General features: G+C 32.6%; 26 protein-coding genes. 15 read left to right on the top strand and 11 right to left on the bottom strand.

Translation table 11 applies throughout. From position 1 onward, the window contains the following. Positions 1-69 precede the first annotated feature (69 nt). Positions 70-1,521, top strand: coding sequence for a sorbosone dehydrogenase family protein (locus K5790_RS07295; RefSeq protein ID WP_297593758.1), 1,452 nt, complete (start codon positions 70-72; stop codon positions 1,519-1,521). A 10-nt stretch (positions 1,522-1,531) separates the two neighbouring features. Here the strand turns inward: K5790_RS07295 and K5790_RS07290 are convergent, their stop codons facing one another. Further along, positions 1,532-1,681: a hypothetical protein gene (locus K5790_RS07290; RefSeq protein WP_297593756.1), complete on the bottom strand. Its 150-nt coding sequence runs from the start codon at positions 1,679-1,681 to the stop codon at positions 1,532-1,534. Positions 1,682-1,744: 63 nt separating this feature from the next. On the opposite strand from K5790_RS07290, the gene K5790_RS07285 reads away from it, so the two are divergent. Together K5790_RS07285 and K5790_RS07280 are read left to right on the top strand one after the other, a co-directional pair. Then, the gene (locus K5790_RS07285) at positions 1,745-2,587 is read left to right on the top strand and encodes a hypothetical protein (protein ID WP_297593755.1); all 843 of its coding nucleotides are present in this window, start codon (positions 1,745-1,747) and stop codon (positions 2,585-2,587) included. A gap of 26 nt (positions 2,588-2,613) precedes the next feature. Beyond that, positions 2,614-2,982 (top strand): response regulator, encoded by a 369-nt coding sequence (locus tag K5790_RS07280; protein WP_297593754.1) that lies wholly within the window; start codon positions 2,614-2,616, stop codon positions 2,980-2,982. A gap of 2 nt (positions 2,983-2,984) precedes the next feature. On the opposite strand, the gene K5790_RS07275 is transcribed toward K5790_RS07280, so the two are convergent. Beyond that, positions 2,985-4,241, bottom strand: coding sequence for a HAMP domain-containing sensor histidine kinase (locus K5790_RS07275; RefSeq protein WP_297593753.1), 1,257 nt, complete (start codon positions 4,239-4,241; stop codon positions 2,985-2,987). A gap of 385 nt (positions 4,242-4,626) precedes the next feature. On the opposite strand from K5790_RS07275, the gene K5790_RS07270 reads away from it, so the two are divergent. Next, a complete protein-coding gene (locus K5790_RS07270; protein WP_297593752.1) occupies positions 4,627-5,418 on the top strand; it encodes a DUF72 domain-containing protein in 792 nt (263 codons plus the stop codon). 5 nt (positions 5,419-5,423) lie between these two features. On the opposite strand, the gene K5790_RS07265 is transcribed toward K5790_RS07270, so the two are convergent. The 3 genes from K5790_RS07265 to K5790_RS07255 all read right to left on the bottom strand — a co-directional run bounded on the left by K5790_RS07265 (position 5,424) and on the right by K5790_RS07255 (position 7,595). Continuing rightward, positions 5,424-5,810, bottom strand: coding sequence for a response regulator (locus K5790_RS07265; protein ID WP_297593750.1), 387 nt, complete (start codon positions 5,808-5,810; stop codon positions 5,424-5,426). A 126-nt stretch (positions 5,811-5,936) separates the two neighbouring features. Further along, positions 5,937-6,944 (bottom strand): DMT family transporter, encoded by a 1,008-nt coding sequence (locus K5790_RS07260; RefSeq protein WP_297593748.1) that lies wholly within the window; start codon positions 6,942-6,944, stop codon positions 5,937-5,939. A 45-nt stretch (positions 6,945-6,989) separates the two neighbouring features. Continuing rightward, entirely contained in the window at positions 6,990-7,595 is a 606-nt protein-coding gene (locus tag K5790_RS07255; RefSeq protein ID WP_297593746.1) for a hypothetical protein, read from the bottom strand. Between the two features lie 83 nt (positions 7,596-7,678). On the opposite strand from K5790_RS07255, the gene K5790_RS07250 reads away from it, so the two are divergent. The 3 genes from K5790_RS07250 to K5790_RS07240 all read left to right on the top strand — a co-directional run bounded on the left by K5790_RS07250 (position 7,679) and on the right by K5790_RS07240 (position 9,528). Beyond that, the gene (locus tag K5790_RS07250; RefSeq protein ID WP_297593745.1) at positions 7,679-8,176 is read left to right on the top strand and encodes a HEAT repeat domain-containing protein; all 498 of its coding nucleotides are present in this window, start codon (positions 7,679-7,681) and stop codon (positions 8,174-8,176) included. A 52-nt stretch (positions 8,177-8,228) separates the two neighbouring features. Continuing rightward, the gene (locus K5790_RS07245; RefSeq protein WP_297593744.1) at positions 8,229-8,726 is read left to right on the top strand and encodes a YkgJ family cysteine cluster protein; all 498 of its coding nucleotides are present in this window, start codon (positions 8,229-8,231) and stop codon (positions 8,724-8,726) included. Between the two features lie 286 nt (positions 8,727-9,012). Next, positions 9,013-9,528 (top strand): hypothetical protein, encoded by a 516-nt coding sequence (locus tag K5790_RS07240; RefSeq protein ID WP_297593742.1) that lies wholly within the window; start codon positions 9,013-9,015, stop codon positions 9,526-9,528. A 47-nt stretch (positions 9,529-9,575) separates the two neighbouring features. On the opposite strand, the gene K5790_RS07235 is transcribed toward K5790_RS07240, so the two are convergent. Together K5790_RS07235 and K5790_RS07230 are read right to left on the bottom strand one after the other, a co-directional pair. Continuing rightward, complete coding sequence (locus K5790_RS07235) at positions 9,576-9,815, bottom strand: hypothetical protein (RefSeq protein ID WP_297593740.1); 240 nt, start codon at positions 9,813-9,815, stop codon at positions 9,576-9,578. Positions 9,816-10,015: 200 nt separating this feature from the next. After that, a complete protein-coding gene (locus K5790_RS07230; RefSeq protein WP_297593738.1) occupies positions 10,016-10,564 on the bottom strand; it encodes a DedA family protein in 549 nt (182 codons plus the stop codon). A gap of 67 nt (positions 10,565-10,631) precedes the next feature. On the opposite strand from K5790_RS07230, the gene K5790_RS07225 reads away from it, so the two are divergent. Continuing rightward, the gene (locus K5790_RS07225) at positions 10,632-11,264 is read left to right on the top strand and encodes a DM13 domain-containing protein (protein WP_297593736.1); all 633 of its coding nucleotides are present in this window, start codon (positions 10,632-10,634) and stop codon (positions 11,262-11,264) included. Positions 11,265-11,276: 12 nt separating this feature from the next. On the opposite strand, the gene K5790_RS07220 is transcribed toward K5790_RS07225, so the two are convergent. Further along, positions 11,277-11,417 carry a hypothetical protein gene (locus K5790_RS07220; protein ID WP_297593734.1) on the bottom strand — a complete coding sequence of 47 codons (141 nt, stop codon included), beginning with the start codon at positions 11,415-11,417 and terminating at the stop codon, positions 11,277-11,279. 19 nt (positions 11,418-11,436) lie between these two features. On the opposite strand from K5790_RS07220, the gene K5790_RS07215 reads away from it, so the two are divergent. The 3 genes from K5790_RS07215 to K5790_RS07205 are packed head-to-tail and all read left to right on the top strand — an operon-like array spanning position 11,437 to position 13,116. After that, entirely contained in the window at positions 11,437-11,712 is a 276-nt protein-coding gene (locus K5790_RS07215) for a winged helix-turn-helix domain-containing protein (protein WP_297593732.1), read from the top strand. A 27-nt stretch (positions 11,713-11,739) separates the two neighbouring features. Next, a complete protein-coding gene (locus K5790_RS07210) occupies positions 11,740-12,042 on the top strand; it encodes a hypothetical protein (RefSeq protein ID WP_297593730.1) in 303 nt (100 codons plus the stop codon). 48 nt (positions 12,043-12,090) lie between these two features. Next, positions 12,091-13,116, top strand: coding sequence for a hypothetical protein (locus K5790_RS07205; protein WP_297593728.1), 1,026 nt, complete (start codon positions 12,091-12,093; stop codon positions 13,114-13,116). Between the two features lies 1 nt (position 13,117). On the opposite strand, the gene K5790_RS07200 is transcribed toward K5790_RS07205, so the two are convergent. Further along, on the bottom strand, positions 13,118-14,779 hold the full coding sequence (locus tag K5790_RS07200; protein WP_297593726.1) for an acetolactate synthase large subunit: 1,662 nt from the start codon (positions 14,777-14,779) through the stop codon (positions 13,118-13,120). 183 nt (positions 14,780-14,962) lie between these two features. After that, a complete protein-coding gene (locus tag K5790_RS07195) occupies positions 14,963-15,379 on the bottom strand; it encodes a hypothetical protein (protein WP_297593724.1) in 417 nt (138 codons plus the stop codon). A 110-nt stretch (positions 15,380-15,489) separates the two neighbouring features. Here K5790_RS07195 and K5790_RS07190 point away from each other — a divergent pair, with 110 nt between their 5' ends. After that, positions 15,490-16,350 carry a prohibitin family protein gene (locus K5790_RS07190; RefSeq protein WP_297593722.1) on the top strand — a complete coding sequence of 287 codons (861 nt, stop codon included), beginning with the start codon at positions 15,490-15,492 and terminating at the stop codon, positions 16,348-16,350. A 2-nt stretch (positions 16,351-16,352) separates the two neighbouring features. Here K5790_RS07190 and K5790_RS07185 read toward each other — a convergent pair whose 3' ends face one another. Beyond that, a complete protein-coding gene (locus K5790_RS07185; RefSeq protein WP_297593720.1) occupies positions 16,353-16,646 on the bottom strand; it encodes a hypothetical protein in 294 nt (97 codons plus the stop codon). Between the two features lie 136 nt (positions 16,647-16,782). Between K5790_RS07185 and K5790_RS07180 the strand changes: the two genes are divergently transcribed. The 3 genes from K5790_RS07180 (at position 16,783) to K5790_RS07170 (ending at position 19,307) form a co-directional block, all read left to right on the top strand. Further along, entirely contained in the window at positions 16,783-17,154 is a 372-nt protein-coding gene (locus K5790_RS07180; RefSeq protein ID WP_297593718.1) for a VOC family protein, read from the top strand. Positions 17,155-17,186: 32 nt separating this feature from the next. Further along, complete coding sequence (locus tag K5790_RS07175; RefSeq protein ID WP_297593716.1) at positions 17,187-17,603, top strand: archease; 417 nt, start codon at positions 17,187-17,189, stop codon at positions 17,601-17,603. Positions 17,604-17,729: 126 nt separating this feature from the next. Further along, positions 17,730-19,307 carry a CFI-box-CTERM domain-containing protein gene (locus K5790_RS07170; protein ID WP_297593714.1) on the top strand — a complete coding sequence of 526 codons (1,578 nt, stop codon included), beginning with the start codon at positions 17,730-17,732 and terminating at the stop codon, positions 19,305-19,307. Positions 19,308-19,357: the final 50 nt, after the last annotated feature.

Here is a 19,357-nt window from a genome sequence, read left to right as displayed (position 1 = left end):
TATTGGTCTTAAGTTCCAATATTAATTTTTATGAACAATACTTAATTCTAAAAAGGTAGATTGTATTTTGTGAAAGAGATCATTATTAGCATAATTTTACTTGGGTTAATACCAATAGTTTCTGCTCAAGAGTTTCCCGAGTATAATGTCAAAGTTGAAGTAGTAGCTGATAATCTCAAGATTCCTTGGAGTATTGATTGGACTTCAGACGGAAAAATCTTTTTTACAGAAAGAACTGGAAACCTTCGATTAATTGAGAATGGTGTTTTGCAAGCGCCCTTACTGACTATTGGTGTCGGTGGTGTTGAAGGGGGGTTATTAGGGATTGCAGTTGATCCAAATTATGATGAAAACCATTACATCTATCTCTATTATACTTACAATGAATTTCTTAGCACAACTAACAAAATAGTTCGATATGTAATATCTGAAGACAAAGTCACAGAAGACAAAGTACTATTAGATGGAATTCCAGGAGGTCCATTTCATGATGGTGGAAGAATAAAGTTTGGGCCAGATGGAAAACTCTACATAACAACAGGTGAAGCTGGAAATCCACCATTCTCCCAAGATTTAGACTCACTTGGTGGAAAGATACTCAGAATTAATTCAGACGGAACAATACCAGAAGATAATCCATGGAAGAATTCTGCAATTTACAGCATAGGTCATAGAAATCCACAGGGAATGGATTGGGATGATTTTGGAAATTTAGTAGCCACTGAGCATGGACCTTCAGGATGGAGAGGGATAGCACATGATGAGATTAATGTAATTACTCCAGGCACAAATTATGGTTGGCCCGATATAATTGGCGATGAGACAATGCAAGGAATGCAAAATCCAATCTTGCATTCTGGTGATGATACGTGGGCACCATCAGGCGCAGAATTTTACAGTGGAGATAAAATTCCGCAATGGAGTGGAAAATATTTTGTTGCAACATTGAGGGGAGAACACCTTCACATGATTGATTTTGACTTGAAACAAAACAAAGTGGTTGCACATGAAAAATTATTCCAGGATAGTTTTGGCAGATTAAGAGATGTTGCAACTGGTCCTGATGGATATCTGTACATTTTAACTAGCAATCAAGACGGAAGGGGATCACCTCAACTCAATGATGACAAAATTTTACGAATTATTCCATTAAATGAAATTAATAGTTTTGAGGATTGTCTTGCAGCAGAATTACCAATTATGGAGTCATATCCAAGACAGTGCAGAACAAAAGATGGTAAAAACTTTGTTGAGCATATTATAATTATTCCACAATGGATAAAAGACTCAGCAATACTGTGGTCTAACGATGTAATTGGTGATGAAACATTTGTGGAGATATTAAATGAACTAGTAAATAGTGAAATTTTAAAGAATTCACAACCAGATTCAGAAAATAAAATTCCCAAATGGATTAAAAATACTGTCAAATGGTGGACAACAGATCAAATTAACAATGTAACTTTTGTTCAAAGCATTCAGTGGATGATAGATAAAGGATTTTTAAAAATTCAACAATAACATAAAATAATTATTTTATCTTCAAACAAGTTCGAAGTGAATCATTTACAACACGTGAGAAACTCACACTAGATAAAGACTTTTGAATGATTTGTGATTGCTTTAATCTAAGCTTTTTTAGCAGATCATCATCAAGCATTATTGTTATTCGTTCAACCATTTCTTAACTACCTAACTTACTCAGATACGAATTTTTATATTAATGTAACATACCAGTTACGGTATGGTTATTTTTAGAGAGAAAAAAATTCCAGGGTTGCTTTCATACAAGTATTACATTAGACCAATAGCCCATCAATTATACGGAAAATCGAGCCTAAAATCAAAGCATCAAGAAAATGTTCAGAGAATTCTCAAAATTCTTGCATTAAATGGACCAATGACTACATGGGAAATGGCAAAAGTAAGATTTTCATCAGAAATGGATAAGATTCGCACAAAGGAAAAAGAATATCGTAGATTATTAGTTGGCAGAGTTGACAAGGGAAAACGTTCAGAGGGAATTTTAGATCTGCATCTTGTTGTAGTTGACAGTATATCCACAAAAAGAAATCCAGGTAACAAATATCGTTTGTCGCTTTATGGCATTTTGTACTGTTTAGATGTGATGGATTTTACAGAAAAGCAAATTGATACATTGGTAAGAAACTATGAGAATTTACTTCCTTTAGTTTTTGGGAACTGGGAAATGTTAAAATCACAAATCAGAGATTCTGTTTACAATATTTCATTGTTAGGAAAAGGATTACTATTTGATAATTTGAACATATTAAAAATTGAAAACAAAGAGTTTTACGAGCTTATTTCTTTTTTTAACATCAAATCAAATACACTATCACATTCATTTAATGAGGAAAAAATTGGAGAGATGATTTCATTATGGTTTTTTATTACATTACTGTATTTTCCCATTTTGTTGAAAAAAATAAAAAGAAGTCAAAATTATCTAAAAAAAGTGTTAGACAATGATCCCAAACTAAAAAAATGGTTTTCAGATTTCATGACAGAAGCACAAGAATTTTACAAAGATCGTCTAAGAACAATTGAGAGAATTTCAATTACTTAATTTTATGTATGTTAAGATGATAATTAATGAATAAAAAAACAATAATGGTAGCAGATGATGACTCTGAAGTACTAGATACTGTAAGTACTTTGTTGGAGTTGTTTGGATATGATGTGATTCAAGCAAAAGATGGACTTGACGCCATTGCAAAATACAAAGAGTATAAACCAAGATTAATTTTCCTTGATATCAAAATGCCAAAACTCGATGGATATGAAACTTTTTTTGAGCTTGAAAAGAGATTTTCAATGTCAAAGATAATTTTCATGACAGCACATGCAGATTACACAAAATGGAAGGAAGTCAAGGCTAAAAAAGCCTTAGAATTAATCGAAAAACCCTTCTCAGCAGAAAAGCTAAGAGAACTTGCAAAAAAATTCTATCCAAAAAAATAATCCTATTTTTTGGGTAATGAAATTATGAATCTGGTAGGATTAACCTTTACATTAATAGTACCTTCATGCTGCTCTATGATTTTTTGACATATTGTAAGTCCCAAACCAGTACCGTGTTGTTTTGTCGTATATAGAGGATCAAAAATTTTCTTTACATCCTTTTCTGTTAGTCTTTTTCCAGAGTCCTCAATTGTAATGACTACACTTTGTGGATTCTCCTTTAGATCAATTCGAATACTTCCAGTATTTCCTACTTCATCAACAGAATTTTTTATTAAATTTGAAATCACTGAACCAATCTTGACTTTATCTCCAATAATTTTATAATCATTTTCTGGTAATTTGATTTGTACTTGTTTGGAGATAGGAATTTCATTCATTGTGTCTTTAATTGATTCTAAAAGACTAAATTCCTCTTTTTGAATTTCTTGGTTTCTTGCAAAATCCAAAATATCTCTTGTTAAGTACTGTATCTTGTTAATTGAAGTTTCAATCTTTTTAAATTGTTTTTCTGCAAATTCATCATCAAGATCTTTCTTTTTCATTTTTAGTATATCAAAGGATCCTTTGATTGCAGCTAATGGATTTCTAAGGTCATGTGCAATGTTTGCACCAATCTCCCCAATTACTGCAAATTTTTCTAACTTTATTTTCTCATTTGAAAAATTATTAAGAATTTTAAAGATAAGATACACTAGTAGCACATGTGCAATTACATTAACAATCAAGAAAATTATTTGAAGACTAATTATCAAAAACTCTATTTCAACTTGGAACAATGCAATATCAGAGACTAGATTATCTGAACTTTGAATAAGATTTTCACCATATGTATCAATTTGAATTAGTAATTCATGACGTTCGTTGGAATCAGAATTAAAATAATTTTTAATGCTGCTTTCAAAAATAACATAGTCTTGTTCCACAAGATACCATGTGTCTTGGAGTTTTTCAGGAAGTTTTACTAGTGAAATGCCATCTTTAATTCCTCCTTCTTTAATCAAATACAGATTTTCTTTAAGAGACTCTAGTGATACAACTTTTGGCATAGTTTGAGTGTCAAAATTTAATCCACGATCTTCAAAGTTATGAATTTCTAATATAGTTCTAAGTGTTAGTAATCTGTTTAGTCCTGCTTGATCAATTGTGTTTCCAAGAGTTGTCCATTTAGATTCTAGATATACCATTGTCATAAAACTTCCAGCAATTAGCAGAATTTGAAAACCCACAATTATCGATATTTTTTGTTTTGGAGACATGATGAAAATCACAAATCTCTCTTTTTGTATTTAATAAAAATTAGTCTGAGGATTCTCTTTTGGGAATTGGAGGGATATAGATATACACGAATTCTTTTTTCTTTCTAAAGCGGAACATAGAGTGAATTTAAATATTTTTGATATAAACATCAAGTAGGACTTATCCATCAGACTATTTCTGATCGCAAAAAAATAAAACTAGAAGAAAATATCGGTGTTCTTTTTATCTGAGAAACGCGTATTATGAATAGAAAGCTGACACAATGCCCTATTGTCAATGCAGGCGATTGTTTACCTGTCTGAGCATACAAGCAGGACTGTGTAAAGGTTGAACCGCAATAGTCAGCTTTCAAATTTTTAAGACAACAACAATTCCTAATTTATTATGAATATCAAGATAGGATGTACTGGCTGGAGCTATCATGGTTGGTCTGGCACATTTTATCCAAAGAGCATAAAGAGTTCTGAATGGCTCAAATATTATGCCCAGATTTTTGATATCACAGAGATAAATTCCACTTTTTATCGAATTCCTACCCAGGAAATAGTGAGGCGATGGGATGCTGATACCCCACGACATTTTAGATTTACAGCAAAATTTCCATCATCAATCACACATGAAAAGAGACTTGAAAAAGTAAATTCCGAAGTATTCTCTTTTCTCTCATCATTATCTCCAATTTATGAAAAAATCTCGGCACTAGTTTTGCAATTACCACCATCATTATCATTTGAAGAAGCAAAGCCAAGATTGCAGGAACTATTTGAAATTCTACCAGACGATTTTGTTTATCCAATAGAGGGAAGACATGAATCGTGGTTCTCTGAAGATGCAATATCATATCTAAAACAAAACAAACACTGTCTTGTTTGGAATGATATTGCAGGAGTAAACAATCCAATGCCAATTACAACAAACTATCTTTATGTTAGATTAATAGGGGATCGCTCAATTGCTGATTCAGAATTTGGCAAGGTATCAAAAGACAGATTAAACATGATAAAAGATTGGGCAAATAAACTAAAAGACATTCAAGACATTCCATTAGCTATGGTAATGACTAACAATCACTATGAAGGGTTTGGACCAGCAACTGCAAATTCATTAAGGATGGAACTAGGATTAAGAGAATTAATTTGGGAAGAAAAAAAGCAAAATACACTAGGTAATTTTTAAAACAATTATTGAACTATCATTTTATTGGATTTTATGGCTTTGTTGATAACTTTGATCAGTTTTTCAACTTCAAATGGTTTGTAGACTATAGCTGATGCACCAAGTGATTGTAACCTGTCATTAGTTTGAGACTCAACTTCGCCAGTAATCATTATTACAGTAGATGATGGATCAATTTTTTTGATTTCACCTAGTGCTTCAAATCCATTTTTTTTAGGCATTCTTACATCAAGTAAAACAATACTTGGATTGTGTTTCGTGTATAGTGAGATCGCATCATTTCCATCAAATCCACTTCCAACAACATCATATCCATATAGAGTCAAGAGTTCGCCCAAAAGTGAGTTTATTGCCTCATCATCATCAATAATTATTGCAGTCTTTTCAATCACAGAAAGGTACCCCCAATATGGAATTTGGAATTTACACTAATCAACATTAATCCCAATTTTGGTATTGATGTATAATATTAAAATATTCTTAAAATTACGCAATTTAGTCATATTATAATATGACTATCAGAATTTCATCGTAGTCACTTTAACCCCTTGTTTCTCATCAATACTGCAAATGTGTTCTTTAGAATTTTCTGGCTCTGATTCAGATTCTGCCAATTTGTTACGCAAAAAGAAAATACCAGTTAATGTAATTACAAGACATATGATATCTAGTGATGTAATTTCTTCGGCAAGAAATATTCCTGCAAAAAGAATCCCAAAAATAGAAGTTGTAGAATAAAGCAAAATAGTTCTAACTGCACCAATTAACTTCAAGCCAGCAAGAAATAACAAAGTAGACATTCCAGTTCCAAAGACAGATAGAACTACTAGGTTAGGAACATAGTTTAGATCAAACTGTATTGGAATACCAAGTAGTACTAGTAATGCTAATGCAACTATAGCACAAAAAAATGATGTAATCTGTGTAACTCTTCTAGGATTGTATCTGTCTCCAATGTATTTGCAAAGTGTAATGTCTACTGCATAAAAAAATCCAGCAAGAATAATCAGGATATCTCCTGATGCAATATGCTCAATACTCATACCATTTTGATACAAATCATTTCCTATAGGAATAATCATCATGCCAACAATAATCATTGAAAATGGAATGCATTCTTTGATGTTCAGTCTTTCCTTAAAAACAGTCATTGCAATAACTAGAGAGAAAATAATTTCACTGTTGCTAAAAATAGATGCATTAACTGCTGAAGCTGTTTGCAATCCAAAAAAGTAAGTAGCAAGTGCTGCTACTTCAGATGCACCAATCAAAAACATAAACATCAAGTCTCTTTGAGAGAATTTTCTAATTGGATCAGTTTTTCTGGCTATAGGAGTAAAAAAGGCCGTACAAATCATGTAAATCAGAAAGGTAAGCAGAATTGGATTAATCTCCATCATACCTTCTAATCCCAACATGGGTTTTGATACAACATGTAGTAGAGAGGAGAGAATTGCTGCTAAAATAATAAAAATACATCCCAAATAGGATTTTGATTTAGAAATTTGCAGATTCATGGATCCCATATTTGGGATCATGTTATGCTTTATGAATATGATCTTAAATTATTATTAAATTTGAAGAGTATGAAGAATGGTACTCTGTAGTTTATCAGAATTATTTAGTTGAATGTCAACTTGAACTTTATTTTTAATAATATTAATTCTAAGATTTTTAAATACACAAACATACTTGTTTATTTTTTTATTATCAACTATAATTTGCCCGTCTACTGATAATAGTCCTTCATCAATCAAATTGTTAATTTTTCTATAACCAGATGTTCTTGGCAAATTACATTCTTTTAAGATGTCAGCAATAATTTTTGCGTCATCTGAAACTGATTCTAGGATTTTTTTCTTTTCAGGATCACCATATGTTTGAAGTATGATTGAGTTTATTGCAGAATCAGATAAAGTATACCAATTATCATTTGATTTTTTAGATTTTGTCTGAAAGACATTTTCAAAGAACTTTCTTTCAATACCATCTGCACCTTTTCCAAAAAATTCTCTTAACACCAAATCAAGTTTGTCAAATTCTTCCATTGCCTGAGTTAGAGAAATTCCAAATTTTTCAAATAATCTATCATCAATTTTTTTAGCAGTTTTTGCGCCAAGATTTTTTTCAATAACATCATTTAGAGACTTTGCTAGTAAATGATCTAATCCAGGCATGTTATTATTAAGAATTTCATATTTATTAATATTTTGGGAATTAGAGCTATTTTTATTAACATGTGAGTCCCAAATTTGGTAATTTGCCAGTACAACTCATTGATGAAAACAATGTCAGAGAAATGTCAGATTTAGAAAGATTTGTGTATTGTGAAAATACTTTGAAAAATGATCCTGACGAATCAAAACGCTGGGATGCAGTATGGTTAGTAGGTGAAATGATAGAAGAGCGCGACATCAACAAAGAGATGAAGCAAAAAATTGCGGACTTGTTAGAATGGACTCTTCGAAATGATGAAAATGGTGTTGTAAAACATGAGGCAAGTTTTCAAATTGCTGCTAGAAATCTAAGAGATAAGATTCCTGTTTTAGTTGACATCTCATTAAATGACGATAGTATTTTATCAAAACATGAAGCAATTGAAGCGCTTGGATTAATGAGGGCATTTGAGGTAAAGGAACTCATCAGAAAATCATTAAATGATCCAAGCAAAGATGTCAGAGAAACAGCTCAGTTTGTTTTAAAAAGATTTGCAAGACTCCAAGGTTCAGGAGAATACAAACCTTCACAATATTTGTAATATAATGTCAATTTTTTTAATAAATTCTCAATGTTATTGGTGTAATTGAAAAATGAGTTCTAACATATGGGCAAATCTTTGTGATAAATGTAAGCATAAATCATGTTGTAATGATTATGTAACACCATTTTTATCTCCAAAAGAATTTTTGAGTATTCAAAAATTAGGAAAAGGTAATTTCGCTAAAAAAATAAAAATAAACAACATTTCAGGTTATGAATTAGATAAAAAAGAGGGATCAGATCAGTGTGTTTTTTGGGATACTGAAAAAGGATGTACTGTTTATTCAGAAAGACCATTTGATTGCAAGGTATTTCCCTTTGATATTTACAAAATTGATGGAAAATATACTTGGATTGTATATTCTTGTAATCAGGATACAGATTGGACGTGGTCTGAAAAAATATTGGAAACAATGGAGAGAGATTTATTCACAGATGATGTAATTAAACATCTAGAAGCATTTACGGATTTAGGAAGACTAGAAAAATCAGATAAATCATATGAATATAAAATTCTAAGACAAGTTCGTTTACCTAGCAACATATGAATATAATAGATCATGATCATTTACAGAGGCGATAATCATATCTAAAGTAAGCATAGTTCCTGAAAATCTGAAAAATCCAATTAATTTCAAGGTTGTTGGATTAATTATTGCAGGAATTATTGGGTTTCACGTTCTTGTAAATTATTTAGAAAATTCGGATGAAATTATCTATGCTTTCTCGATTGGGATTCCAGGAGCTGTAGCAGTTTTTAGTTTTCTGGCTGCAAAAAGATACACAGGGGCAGAAATATTTTCTAAAGCATATGTAGCATTAGGAATAGGTTTTTTGGGAATATTTTTTGGAGAGATTACTTATTTAATTTATGAACAGTTCTTAGATTTAGATCCATATCCATCTATTGCAGATGTTTTCTTTTTCCTGTTTTATCCGATGATTATAATTTACTTGATTCGTAACATCAAGTTTTTTTCGCCAAACACACACATTGCAAAAAAAATCAGTATTGGAATTATTCCAGTTACGATTACTACTATCTATTTAGCAATAACATTATCAAATGAATTAAGTTTTGATTTTTACTATGGCATGGTCTTTATTTCAGCTACGTCATTAGCATTAGGAATAGCAGTTTATGCAGCAAGTATTTTCAGAGGAGGGATACTTGGAACTTCATGGCTAATTCTAGTTATAGGAATTTTGGTGATAGTAGGAGGTGATACTTGGTATTACTATATTGAATTATTTGAAGGGTATACATTATCTCATCCAGTAAATCTTTTTTGGTATGGTGGATATATTTTGATTTTATACTCATTATACAAACATAAATCGTCATTATAAATTTGCAGAATTTTTTTAAAATAATAAAAAGCTAATTCAACATAAATTTAATTTTCAGTTAAAGTTCTAGTGTGAGATTTAGATTTTTTGAATGCTTGGGCTATTTTCTTGTTTAGTGCCTCTGTATCTGCTTTTGATAGGGTTGGTTTTTGGTTTTTTACTATTTTACATTCTACCGTCATTGGAAGTTCCTTTAGGTTAGAATATTGTTCATAAGAAAGATTTGCAACTTCTGATTTTTTATCACCCTCAAATCTAAATTTTACTAATAATGAGGTAGAACTCATTTCACGAAGTTTAGTTTAGGATAAGTTAAAAAGATTATGAATTTATGAATGTCTAAACTTTAATGTTAGATTATAAAAATTTCTTAAAAACCAATTTATCATTTCAGAGATCTCCAATGATTTAGGGGAGCATTGAAGAATCCCTGTCAACATCCAGCCAAACAATTGGACGAATAATGTTCATAGATAGTTTTCAGTATTTAAGGCAATGATGCTAAATTACTAGTGCCAAGACCTATTGCCTCTCCAAAATAATACCCAGACAATATAGTTCCAGTAGACCAAACACAAGATCCTGCAAATGTATAGATCACAAATTTTGGAATTCTCATCTTTAGCAAACCGGCAGGAACTGAAATCATTTCCCTCATCACTGGAACCATCCTTCCCAAAAACACTGCCTTGTCACCATACTTTTCAAACCAGACTTCAACACGTTCTAATTTTTTCTCAGAAACTTTGACGTATTTTAGATAACGAAGTAAAACAACTCTTCCAAGCTTCAATGCTATCAGATAGATTGCCGATGTCCCTATAGTTGCACCAATTGCACCAAGAATAATCATAGGGATTAATCCAATTAATGGAATTCCTTGTTGTGATGCTAAAAATCCTGCTGTGGGAAATACGGCAAGTGTTGGAATTGGAGGAACTATTGTCTCAAGTAATGCAGCTAGAAAAATGCCCTCATAGAGATGCTGACCCAGAAATTCAGTGACCCAAATTAGAAATGAATCAAATGGTTCCATTTGATTCTGGCAATAAAATCTAACTAAATTACTTTACGAGTATCTTTTCACATAATTTGGTCATTTTATGCCTAAAGATTGGGGTCAAAAATGGAAAATTGGATTTATACCAAAAATCAATCATTTTATCATGAACAAATCTTTGCTTGCAGCAATAGTGGTAATTATAGTTGGTTCAGTATCAGCATATGCAATATCACCATATTTTACTGAATCAACTATTGATGAAGCAATTCCAGCTGGAGCGATAAATCAAAAAATCATGATGGAAGAAACTATGATGGAAGAAACTATGATGGAAGAAACTATGATGGAAGATGAATCCATGATGGAAGAAACTATGATGGAAGAAACTATGATGGAAGATAAGATACCAATTATGTACAGAGGGACATTTGTAGGTGTTGGAGATGGAATCCATGATGCACAGGGGGACACATATACAATTTCATTAGAAGATGGTACTAGTGTTCTGAGATTAGAGAACTTTAAGTCAACTAATGGGCCTGACTTGTTTGTTTATTTGTCAACTGATGAGAAGGCATCCGAGTTTGTAAATCTTGGAGAACTCAAAGCAAACAAAGGGAATCAAAATTATGAGATTCCTGATGGAACTGATCTTAGCAAATACAGTAATGTTCTGATCTGGTGCAAATCATTTGGTGTTTTGTTTGGAAGTGCAGAGTTATCTTCCCAATAATTTTTTTAAATCTCAAAAGGAATTTTTTATATCCCATACTGATTCTGAGCAATCAGTGTTTACACAAACTCTAGTTTTACCAAGTTTTTCATTTTCAAATATTATTCCCAAGAATCTATTCTCTTTTTCAGGGACAGATATTGGCCAATCCATGCCCAATCCTAGGTTCAAAATGATACTATGGTCAATAATTGCAGGTACAAGAGGAGGAATCAACAGAGCAAAGATTCTCAATCTAATCAAAGACACCCCAATGAATGCAAACAAAATAGCTACAGTTTTGAATTTGGATCACAAAACAGTAGTACATCATGTAAAAATTTTATCAAAAAATGAACTTGTTGTAAAGGCTGAAAAAGAATACGGGGCAGAATTTCATTTAACGCAGATTATGAAAGACAATCAGAGTGCACTAGAGGAGATTATGCAAAAAATTGGAACAAAGTAAATTAACAAATTTTAGGAAATATGCATCATGGTAGACTTTATGCTTGCTGCAGTCATATCTGCATTTCTAAACATTGCATTACTCCTTGTAACTATTACAACATATGTTCAAAACATGAGAGTGATAAGATCGTATTATACATCGGGTCTAGTACTTGTTGCAGTTCTTTTAATGATTCAAAATATAGTGATTGTACTATTCTGGTCTACTCTATACATGGATGATAAATCCTTGATGATGTCAGCTGATATGGTATCTCATTACTTGTTTGCAATCAACATAATCCAAACAACAGGACTATCAGTTTTGGTTTGGATTACAAGAAGATAATAGTCATTTGCAGATAAGGTCTAAATTCTATGTAGTAATTTTAGAATCATGAGCAAAAAAATTGCAATAACTATAATCATAATTTCTATATTCATAGTATTTGGGGGGCTATTTGCTTATTCTTACATCAATCTTTTTGTTGAACTCAATGACGTAAAACTGCTCAGCATTGATTGGAAGACACTATCTTGGGATATTCTGAGTAGTGTGGGTCTTGATGCGCTTACCGGAAATTGGCTTGATGCAGCATTTGGTTTGATTGAAGCAATTAACCTAAATCTAATTTTTAGCCTCACAAACAACGGATTTTTGCCAGTACACATTCCAAATTTGACATATGATGTCATAATTAATGATATTCATATTGGAACTGGAGAAAGCAAGATCAACACAATAATTTATCCAGGTCAGACAATTGAGATTGTCTCATTTCAGAATTTACAAAAGAGTGGACTAGAACCTGCAATAAAATCTATTGTTGAATCTCAAGGAATAATGGAATTAAAGATACGAGGAGTTGCAATTTTTAATATACTTTGGATTGATGTTCCAATTCCATTTGAATCATCAAAGGAAGTATCAGTGTACACTGAGATTAGAAACAAGTTAGCTGCAGAAATTCAAAAAAATCAAGTAGAAACATCATCAGCAGTTGATTCACTTGGGAAAACCATTGGAAATGTAATTGATTCCATTGTTGCTCAAATCTTTGGAACAGATGATGAGGAATCATCATTTCTTGGAGAACCAATAATAGATTCTACATACATGGTTAGTCCAGGAAAATATCAGAGTATTCCAATATCAGTTGATTGTAATGCAAATCTTCATGTTGCATTTTCTGCAAGTTCCCCACTAGGAAATAACATTTTCTTGTATGTTTTTGATGAGCATAATTATCTGAAATTCCAAAATAGTCAAGGAATTTTCTCAATATATAATAGTGACAAGGTAGAATCAGGAGAATTTGACATCTTACTCAAGCCAGGTGATTACTATATCGTACTATCAAACACATACTCTACAATTTCTGAAAAATCAGTAAAATTGCAAGCTTCGACTATTTGCATATAATCTAACTTTCAAAGTCATCATGAAGTAGAAGTTTATTTCTAGAATAATCAACATCTACTGCAATAATTACAGGCTTGTCTTTTGATTTTTTAGCCTCCTCGAGGATTTTTGGAAATTCCTCTGAAGATTTAATGTGGTATCCAATTGCGCCAAAACTTTCTGCAAGTTTTACAAAATCTGGGTTGTTAAATCTAGTGTATGCATCTCTACCATATTCATCCATTTCTTTTAGAGATATCAAACCATATCCACCATCAACCCAAACTACAACAATAATTGGAAGTTTCAGTCTAACAGCTGTCTCTATCTCATGAACACTCATCAAAAATGCACCATCCCCACACATGGCAACAACCTTTCTCTGAGGATGAATTAATTGAGATGCTATTGCTCCAGGAACTGAGAACCCCATTGAACAAAATCCATTAGGTATAAGACAAGTATTTGGAACATAGGTATTGTAGGTTTTTGCAATCCACATCTTGTGTGCACCAACATCAGATAACACTATGTCATTATCATCAAGAGCAGTTCTGACATCAGTTACTAGTTTTTCTGGCTCTATTGGATAAGACGTATGATTTTTGTGGCGCTCTATTCTATCTACTACCTGTTGTTTGATTTTTTTAAATAATTCAGGAAACTCTTTTTTAGGATAATCAATTGATGGGTTTTCCTTCTTTTCTTTTTCAAGTTCTTCTAGTATTGCATCAATTGTATACTCTACATCTGCGTCAATTTCCACATCAGGAGGATAGTAAGTGTCAATCTCAGCCGGAGTAAAATCAATGTGAATAATCTTTTTACTTAAATCACTGTTCCAGTTTTTTGGACTATATTCTACTAGATCATATCCAATTGCAATTACCAAGTCAGCATCCTTCATTGCAATCAATGCATGATCTGCCTGTTTGATTCCAATGGTTTGAAGATGTCTTTCTGATTTATCAGAGATCACGCCCTTTGCCATGAATGTGTTCATGGAGCAAATTCCAGTCTTTTCTGCAAATTGTCGAATACGAGAACTGGCATCTTCACGAATACAACCATTACCTACCAAAATCAAAGGCTTTTTTGAATCAAGGATAAGTTTTGCAGCCAAATTTACAAGTGATGCATGAGGTTTTGAGCGAATAGATAATGATTGCCTAATTGGAAGAATAGTAGATTCTTTTTTTGCAATGTCTTGAGGAAGTTCAATGTGGGTTGCACCACTTTTTTCTTCAAGAGAAATTTTGAATGCACGTCTAACAATTTCTGGAATGTTATCACTATTTCTAATTGACCAATTCCATTTTGTAATTGGTTTGAATAAAGTAATTGCATCCATGTTTTGATGGGACTCTTTGTGTAAAAGATGAGAATCAGTTTGTCCAGTGATTGCAAGGACACGTGATCTATCCATGTTTGCATTTGCAATTCCTGTTGTAAGGTTTGTAGCTCCGGGTCCAAGTGTTGCAAGGCAGACTCCAACTTTTGGAGTTATTCTTCCATAAACATCTGCCATGAATGCAGCAGATTGCTCATGTCTAACTAGAATAAATTTAATTTTAGAATTTAACAGCGATAAACAAAAGTCAGAGTTTTCTTCTCCGGGAAGACCAAAGATATACTCAACACCTTCACTTTCAAGGCATTTGACAAACAGATCAGAAGATTTCATGAAATTGTTATACAGTATAAAATAATCAATAATATCTATTTTGTTATTCAATAAAGATTAAGAGTGAGAATAGTCATGTTAGTGAGTGGACAAGGAACGATTAAGAGTAAAGAGTGGAAGAAGTAAGGGTTGCAGAGATTGTATCACACATCGATGTATCCCAAGTAGCTGCAGTTGTGATTGTCATGTATAGTATTCTTTGAATCCTTTGTCAGTAGGGTATAGCTCAACTTTTGGACCAAGAATTCCTTGTTTGTGAACCACTTTGAGCAATCCATCATTTTCTAATTTTTCTAAAATTCCTTCTAATTCTTGATTTGTAAATCCAGTATTTTTTTGAATTTTATCAAAAGAGTGAGCACCACGATTCAGTTCTCCAAGGACAAGCATATCCTTTGTTTGTGGTTTTTTAGGTTCACTTTGAGTTGGTTGATTCTGAGTTTGAGGATTTGTAAAACTTGGACGAAATGGATTATCTTGAATTTTTCTAGGGGTGGGAATTTCTTTTCCCCTCATTTTTTGAATTACTCTAGGAATAATTCTAGCTAGTGGAATTGCCAAAAATATCACTAGATAAATCCAAGAATAGTTGGGTTCCATGAATATACTGCAAATAGATATGATAAATTTGTTGAGTGTTACAAATTATGATGCCTAAAGGAATTCTTCATTACAATGGTATAATAGTAGAAAATAGCCATATTATGTAATTGTCAAAGTATCAAAGTCCCAAAGTTAATGTGAATATGAGTGCAGCAAAGGGAGTTGTAATTGGTATTATTATTCTAATTTTAATTGGAGTTGTGGCTTCAGCATCAGTAAAAATTGTTGATGCAGGACACAGAGGAGTATTACTACATTGGGATGCAGTTGATCTTACAAAGCCACCATTAGAGGAAGGATTGCATTTTGTTATACCATTTCAAGATGAAGTAGTAAACATAGAGGTTCGTACACTAAAATATGCTAGTGAAGCAAGAAGTGCATCAAGAGATCTTCAGACTGTAGAGACTACAGTTACAGTAAACTATCACCCAGACAGAGAAGCTGTACATAGATTATACAAGAATTTAGGACTTGATTATGAAAATAGAGTAATTCAACCAGCAATTGAAGAGACAGTAAAGCAGGTAACTGCAAAATACAATGCTGAGGAATTAATTACAAAAAGACCACTAGTCAAAGATGACATTGAAGCTGCAATTACAGAAAGATTGAATCAATTTGAAGTTGTGACAGAAGTAATCTCAATTACAGATTTTGAATTCTCACCATTATTTGCACAAGCCATCGAATCCAAAGTAGAGGCAGAACAATATGCCCTAAGAGCAGAAAATGATTTGAAAAGAATCGAAGTAGAGGCAAGACAGATTGAAGCTCAAGCTATTGGTAAAGCAAATGCAAACATTGCTGAAGCCAAAGGTGAAGCAGAGGCAATTGCAATTATTAACAAAGCCCTAGCTGAGAATCCAAATTACTTGGATTGGCTTAAAACACAAGCATGGGATGGTAAACTACCACTAGTTGTTGGAGAAGGCGGAACTCCATTTATTCAGATTCCAGTAAAATAGTATTATACTTTCTCAGAATCCCTAATTGCATCATACATTGCAAGAAATTGTTCTGGTTCGTTTTGCCTGTAATTTTTCTCAATTAACTGAATTTCCTTGTGTGAAATCTTTTCTCCTTTGTTTTCATAATATTCTTTGATAATTTGAGACGGGGTTTTTGCAATGTTGTATTTCTTTAGAGTGTTATCAACTGACCTTTTACATAACATATCAAAGAGAATAAATCGATAAACCAAATATGCACTTAGTCCAACTATTGCAACAATAATTATTGGAATTACTATAACTGATACCATGATGTATGATAGTCATGTAGCTATTTCATTGTTATCACAATTATAGTAAATTAGTACTAGTTTTGGAGACATGTAAAATGATGTTAAAATTTATTGAGAAACTTAGTTTTAAATAATTTAAAAATTATAGTTTATCATGCCAAGAGTTTCATGGTTTGACATTCCTGCAGATGATCTACAAAGAGCACAAAAATTCTACAAAGATGTTTTTGATTGGAAGTTTGACAAATGGGATGGACCAATGGAGTACTATATGGCAGATACTGGGAAGGAAGAACCAGGAATTAACGGAGGATTAGCAAAAAGAATGCCAGGTCAAATGGGGATTACAAATACAATTACAGTTCCATCAGTTGATGAATTCACAAAAAAGATTGTAGACAATGGAGGACAGTTAATTACTCAAAAGATGCCAATACCAGGAATTGGTTGGTTTGCACAATGCACTGACACAGAAGGTAATATCTTTGGAATAATTCAGATGGACAAGAAAGCAGCTACCACCTAAATTAATAGTTAGAAAATTCTTCTACTCTACAATTGAGCTACAAGTTTTTAGATCATGCAACTGATGCAATTATTGAAGTTACCGCAAAGGATCTCAAAGAAGCATTTACAGTAACTGCTGATGCAGTGATTAATTTGACATTAGATCAGGATACTGTTGAAGAAAAAGACAACATGGAATTCTCAGCTCAAGGCAAAGACTTGCGTTATCTTCTTTATAGCTGGGTTGAAGAGATTGTTTTTGTTCTAATTACAGAGGGATTTGCCATCAAAAGACTAGAGTTTGAAATTATAAAATTAGATGGCTACCAAATAAAGGCAAAGGCATTTGGAGAATCACTTGATTTTAAAAAACACAACTTCAAGGTAGAGATAAAGGCCCCTACGTTTTATGACATGGAAATCAAAGAAGAGGAGGGGATTTACATGAGATTTTTGCTTGATTTGTGATATTAGTGAATAATAATTCGCCATATGCAAGAAGAAGTTATACGCGTTTTTTAAAAATCAACTCAGCAAAACAGTATTGTGCTAAGAAATTTAGGATTATTTGCAGTTTTTTCATTATTTATGATAATGATGATTCCAGCCTTTGCGGAAGTAACTAGTATTTCAATGGGGAAAAGCTTCTACACCAATGCAGAAAAAATCTCATTTGTTGGAACAGAAAATGAAGGAAGTGTACTTGTAAATGTAATAGTAAAAGATCCTAATGGTAAATCAAAATTACTTGGTGGTTTTTCAGATCCTGATGGGGAGTTTGAAACAATTCCACAATCAGTAGACAATATTTTTTCACTTGAAGGAATCTACAATGCAACCGCATTTGTAGAAAAAATTGAAAATGGAACCACGATTCAATTACAATATGATGGAGATCAAGTTTTTGAATTTTCTAGTGTAGTATTACAACTAAAATCAATTGATGATAAAACAATTGAAGAGGGGAAGACTTTGACTTTTACTGTAACGTTATCTGAATCAGTAGAAGGAGTAGTGTTTAGTTTGGAGAAGAATCCACCAACAGGTGCAACAATAAACGCAGAGACAGGAAAATTTGTTTGGACTCCCACTACATCACAAGGTCCAGCATCATATCTATTTGATATAGTAGCTACAAAAGGTGCACAAAGTGACAGAGAGTCAATCAAAGTAACAGTTACGGAAAAAACTATACCACAACCTCAACCAGAGCCAGAACCAAAAGATGAACCAGAGCCAGAACCAAAATCTGAAGAGTTGAAAATTCCTGCACCATTTGTAGATGAAACAAAAGATCCGCAGAGTTATGTGGACAGATACAATAACGAGAAGGTCTACAAGGATTGGTTTGATAAGACATATCCAGAGTATGAGTCAATTTACCAAGCAGTTGGACTAGAAGAACCATTAGAGATTCCTGCACCATTTGTTGATAAAACAAAAGATCCGCAGAGTTATGTGGACAGATACAATAACGAGAAGGTCTACAAGGATTGGTTTGATAAGACATATCCAGAGTATGAGTCAATTTACCAAGCAGTTGGACTAGAAGAACCAAAAGTATTAGCACCATTTGTTGATCCAAACTTGGATCCACAATACTACATTGATAGATACAATAACGAAATCACATACAAGAATTGGTTTGATAAGACATATCCAGATATGACAATTTATGAAGCAGTTGGACTAGACGAGCCAACAACTGAAGAACCCAAAGTGGAAGAAGAAGAGTTTGGAGAATGTGGAGAAGGAACAGAGTTAGTTAATGGAATTTGCATGATAGTTGATAATTCAAAGGGCGGAGGTTGTCTAATTGCAACTGCAACATATGGCTCTGAGATGGCACCACAAGTGCAATTCCTCAGAGAAATCAGAGACAATCAATTAATGAGTACAGAATCTGGATCTTCATTTATGAGCGGCTTTAACCAATTGTATTATTCATTCTCACCATACATTGCAGATTTGGAGCGAGAAAATCCAGCATTCAAGGAAATGGTAAAGATTGGAATCACACCAATGCTATCATCACTATCAATAATGTCACTTGCCGATTCAGAATTTGAAATTGTATCATTAGGAATTGGAGTAATACTGCTCAACATTGGAATGTATGTAGGATTACCTGCAATACTAATCATAAAAACCAGAAAATTCATCAGAATTTAGATCAAGTTAAGTGCAATTAAGCAAATGAGTAGTGAAATTTATTATTTCAG

The sequence above is a fragment of the Nitrosopumilus sp. genome (genome assembly GCF_025698945.1).
Classification (GTDB): Archaea; Thermoproteota; Nitrososphaeria; order Nitrososphaerales; family Nitrosopumilaceae; genus Nitrosopumilus.
This window is presented reverse-complemented; position numbering and strand designations above follow the sequence as displayed.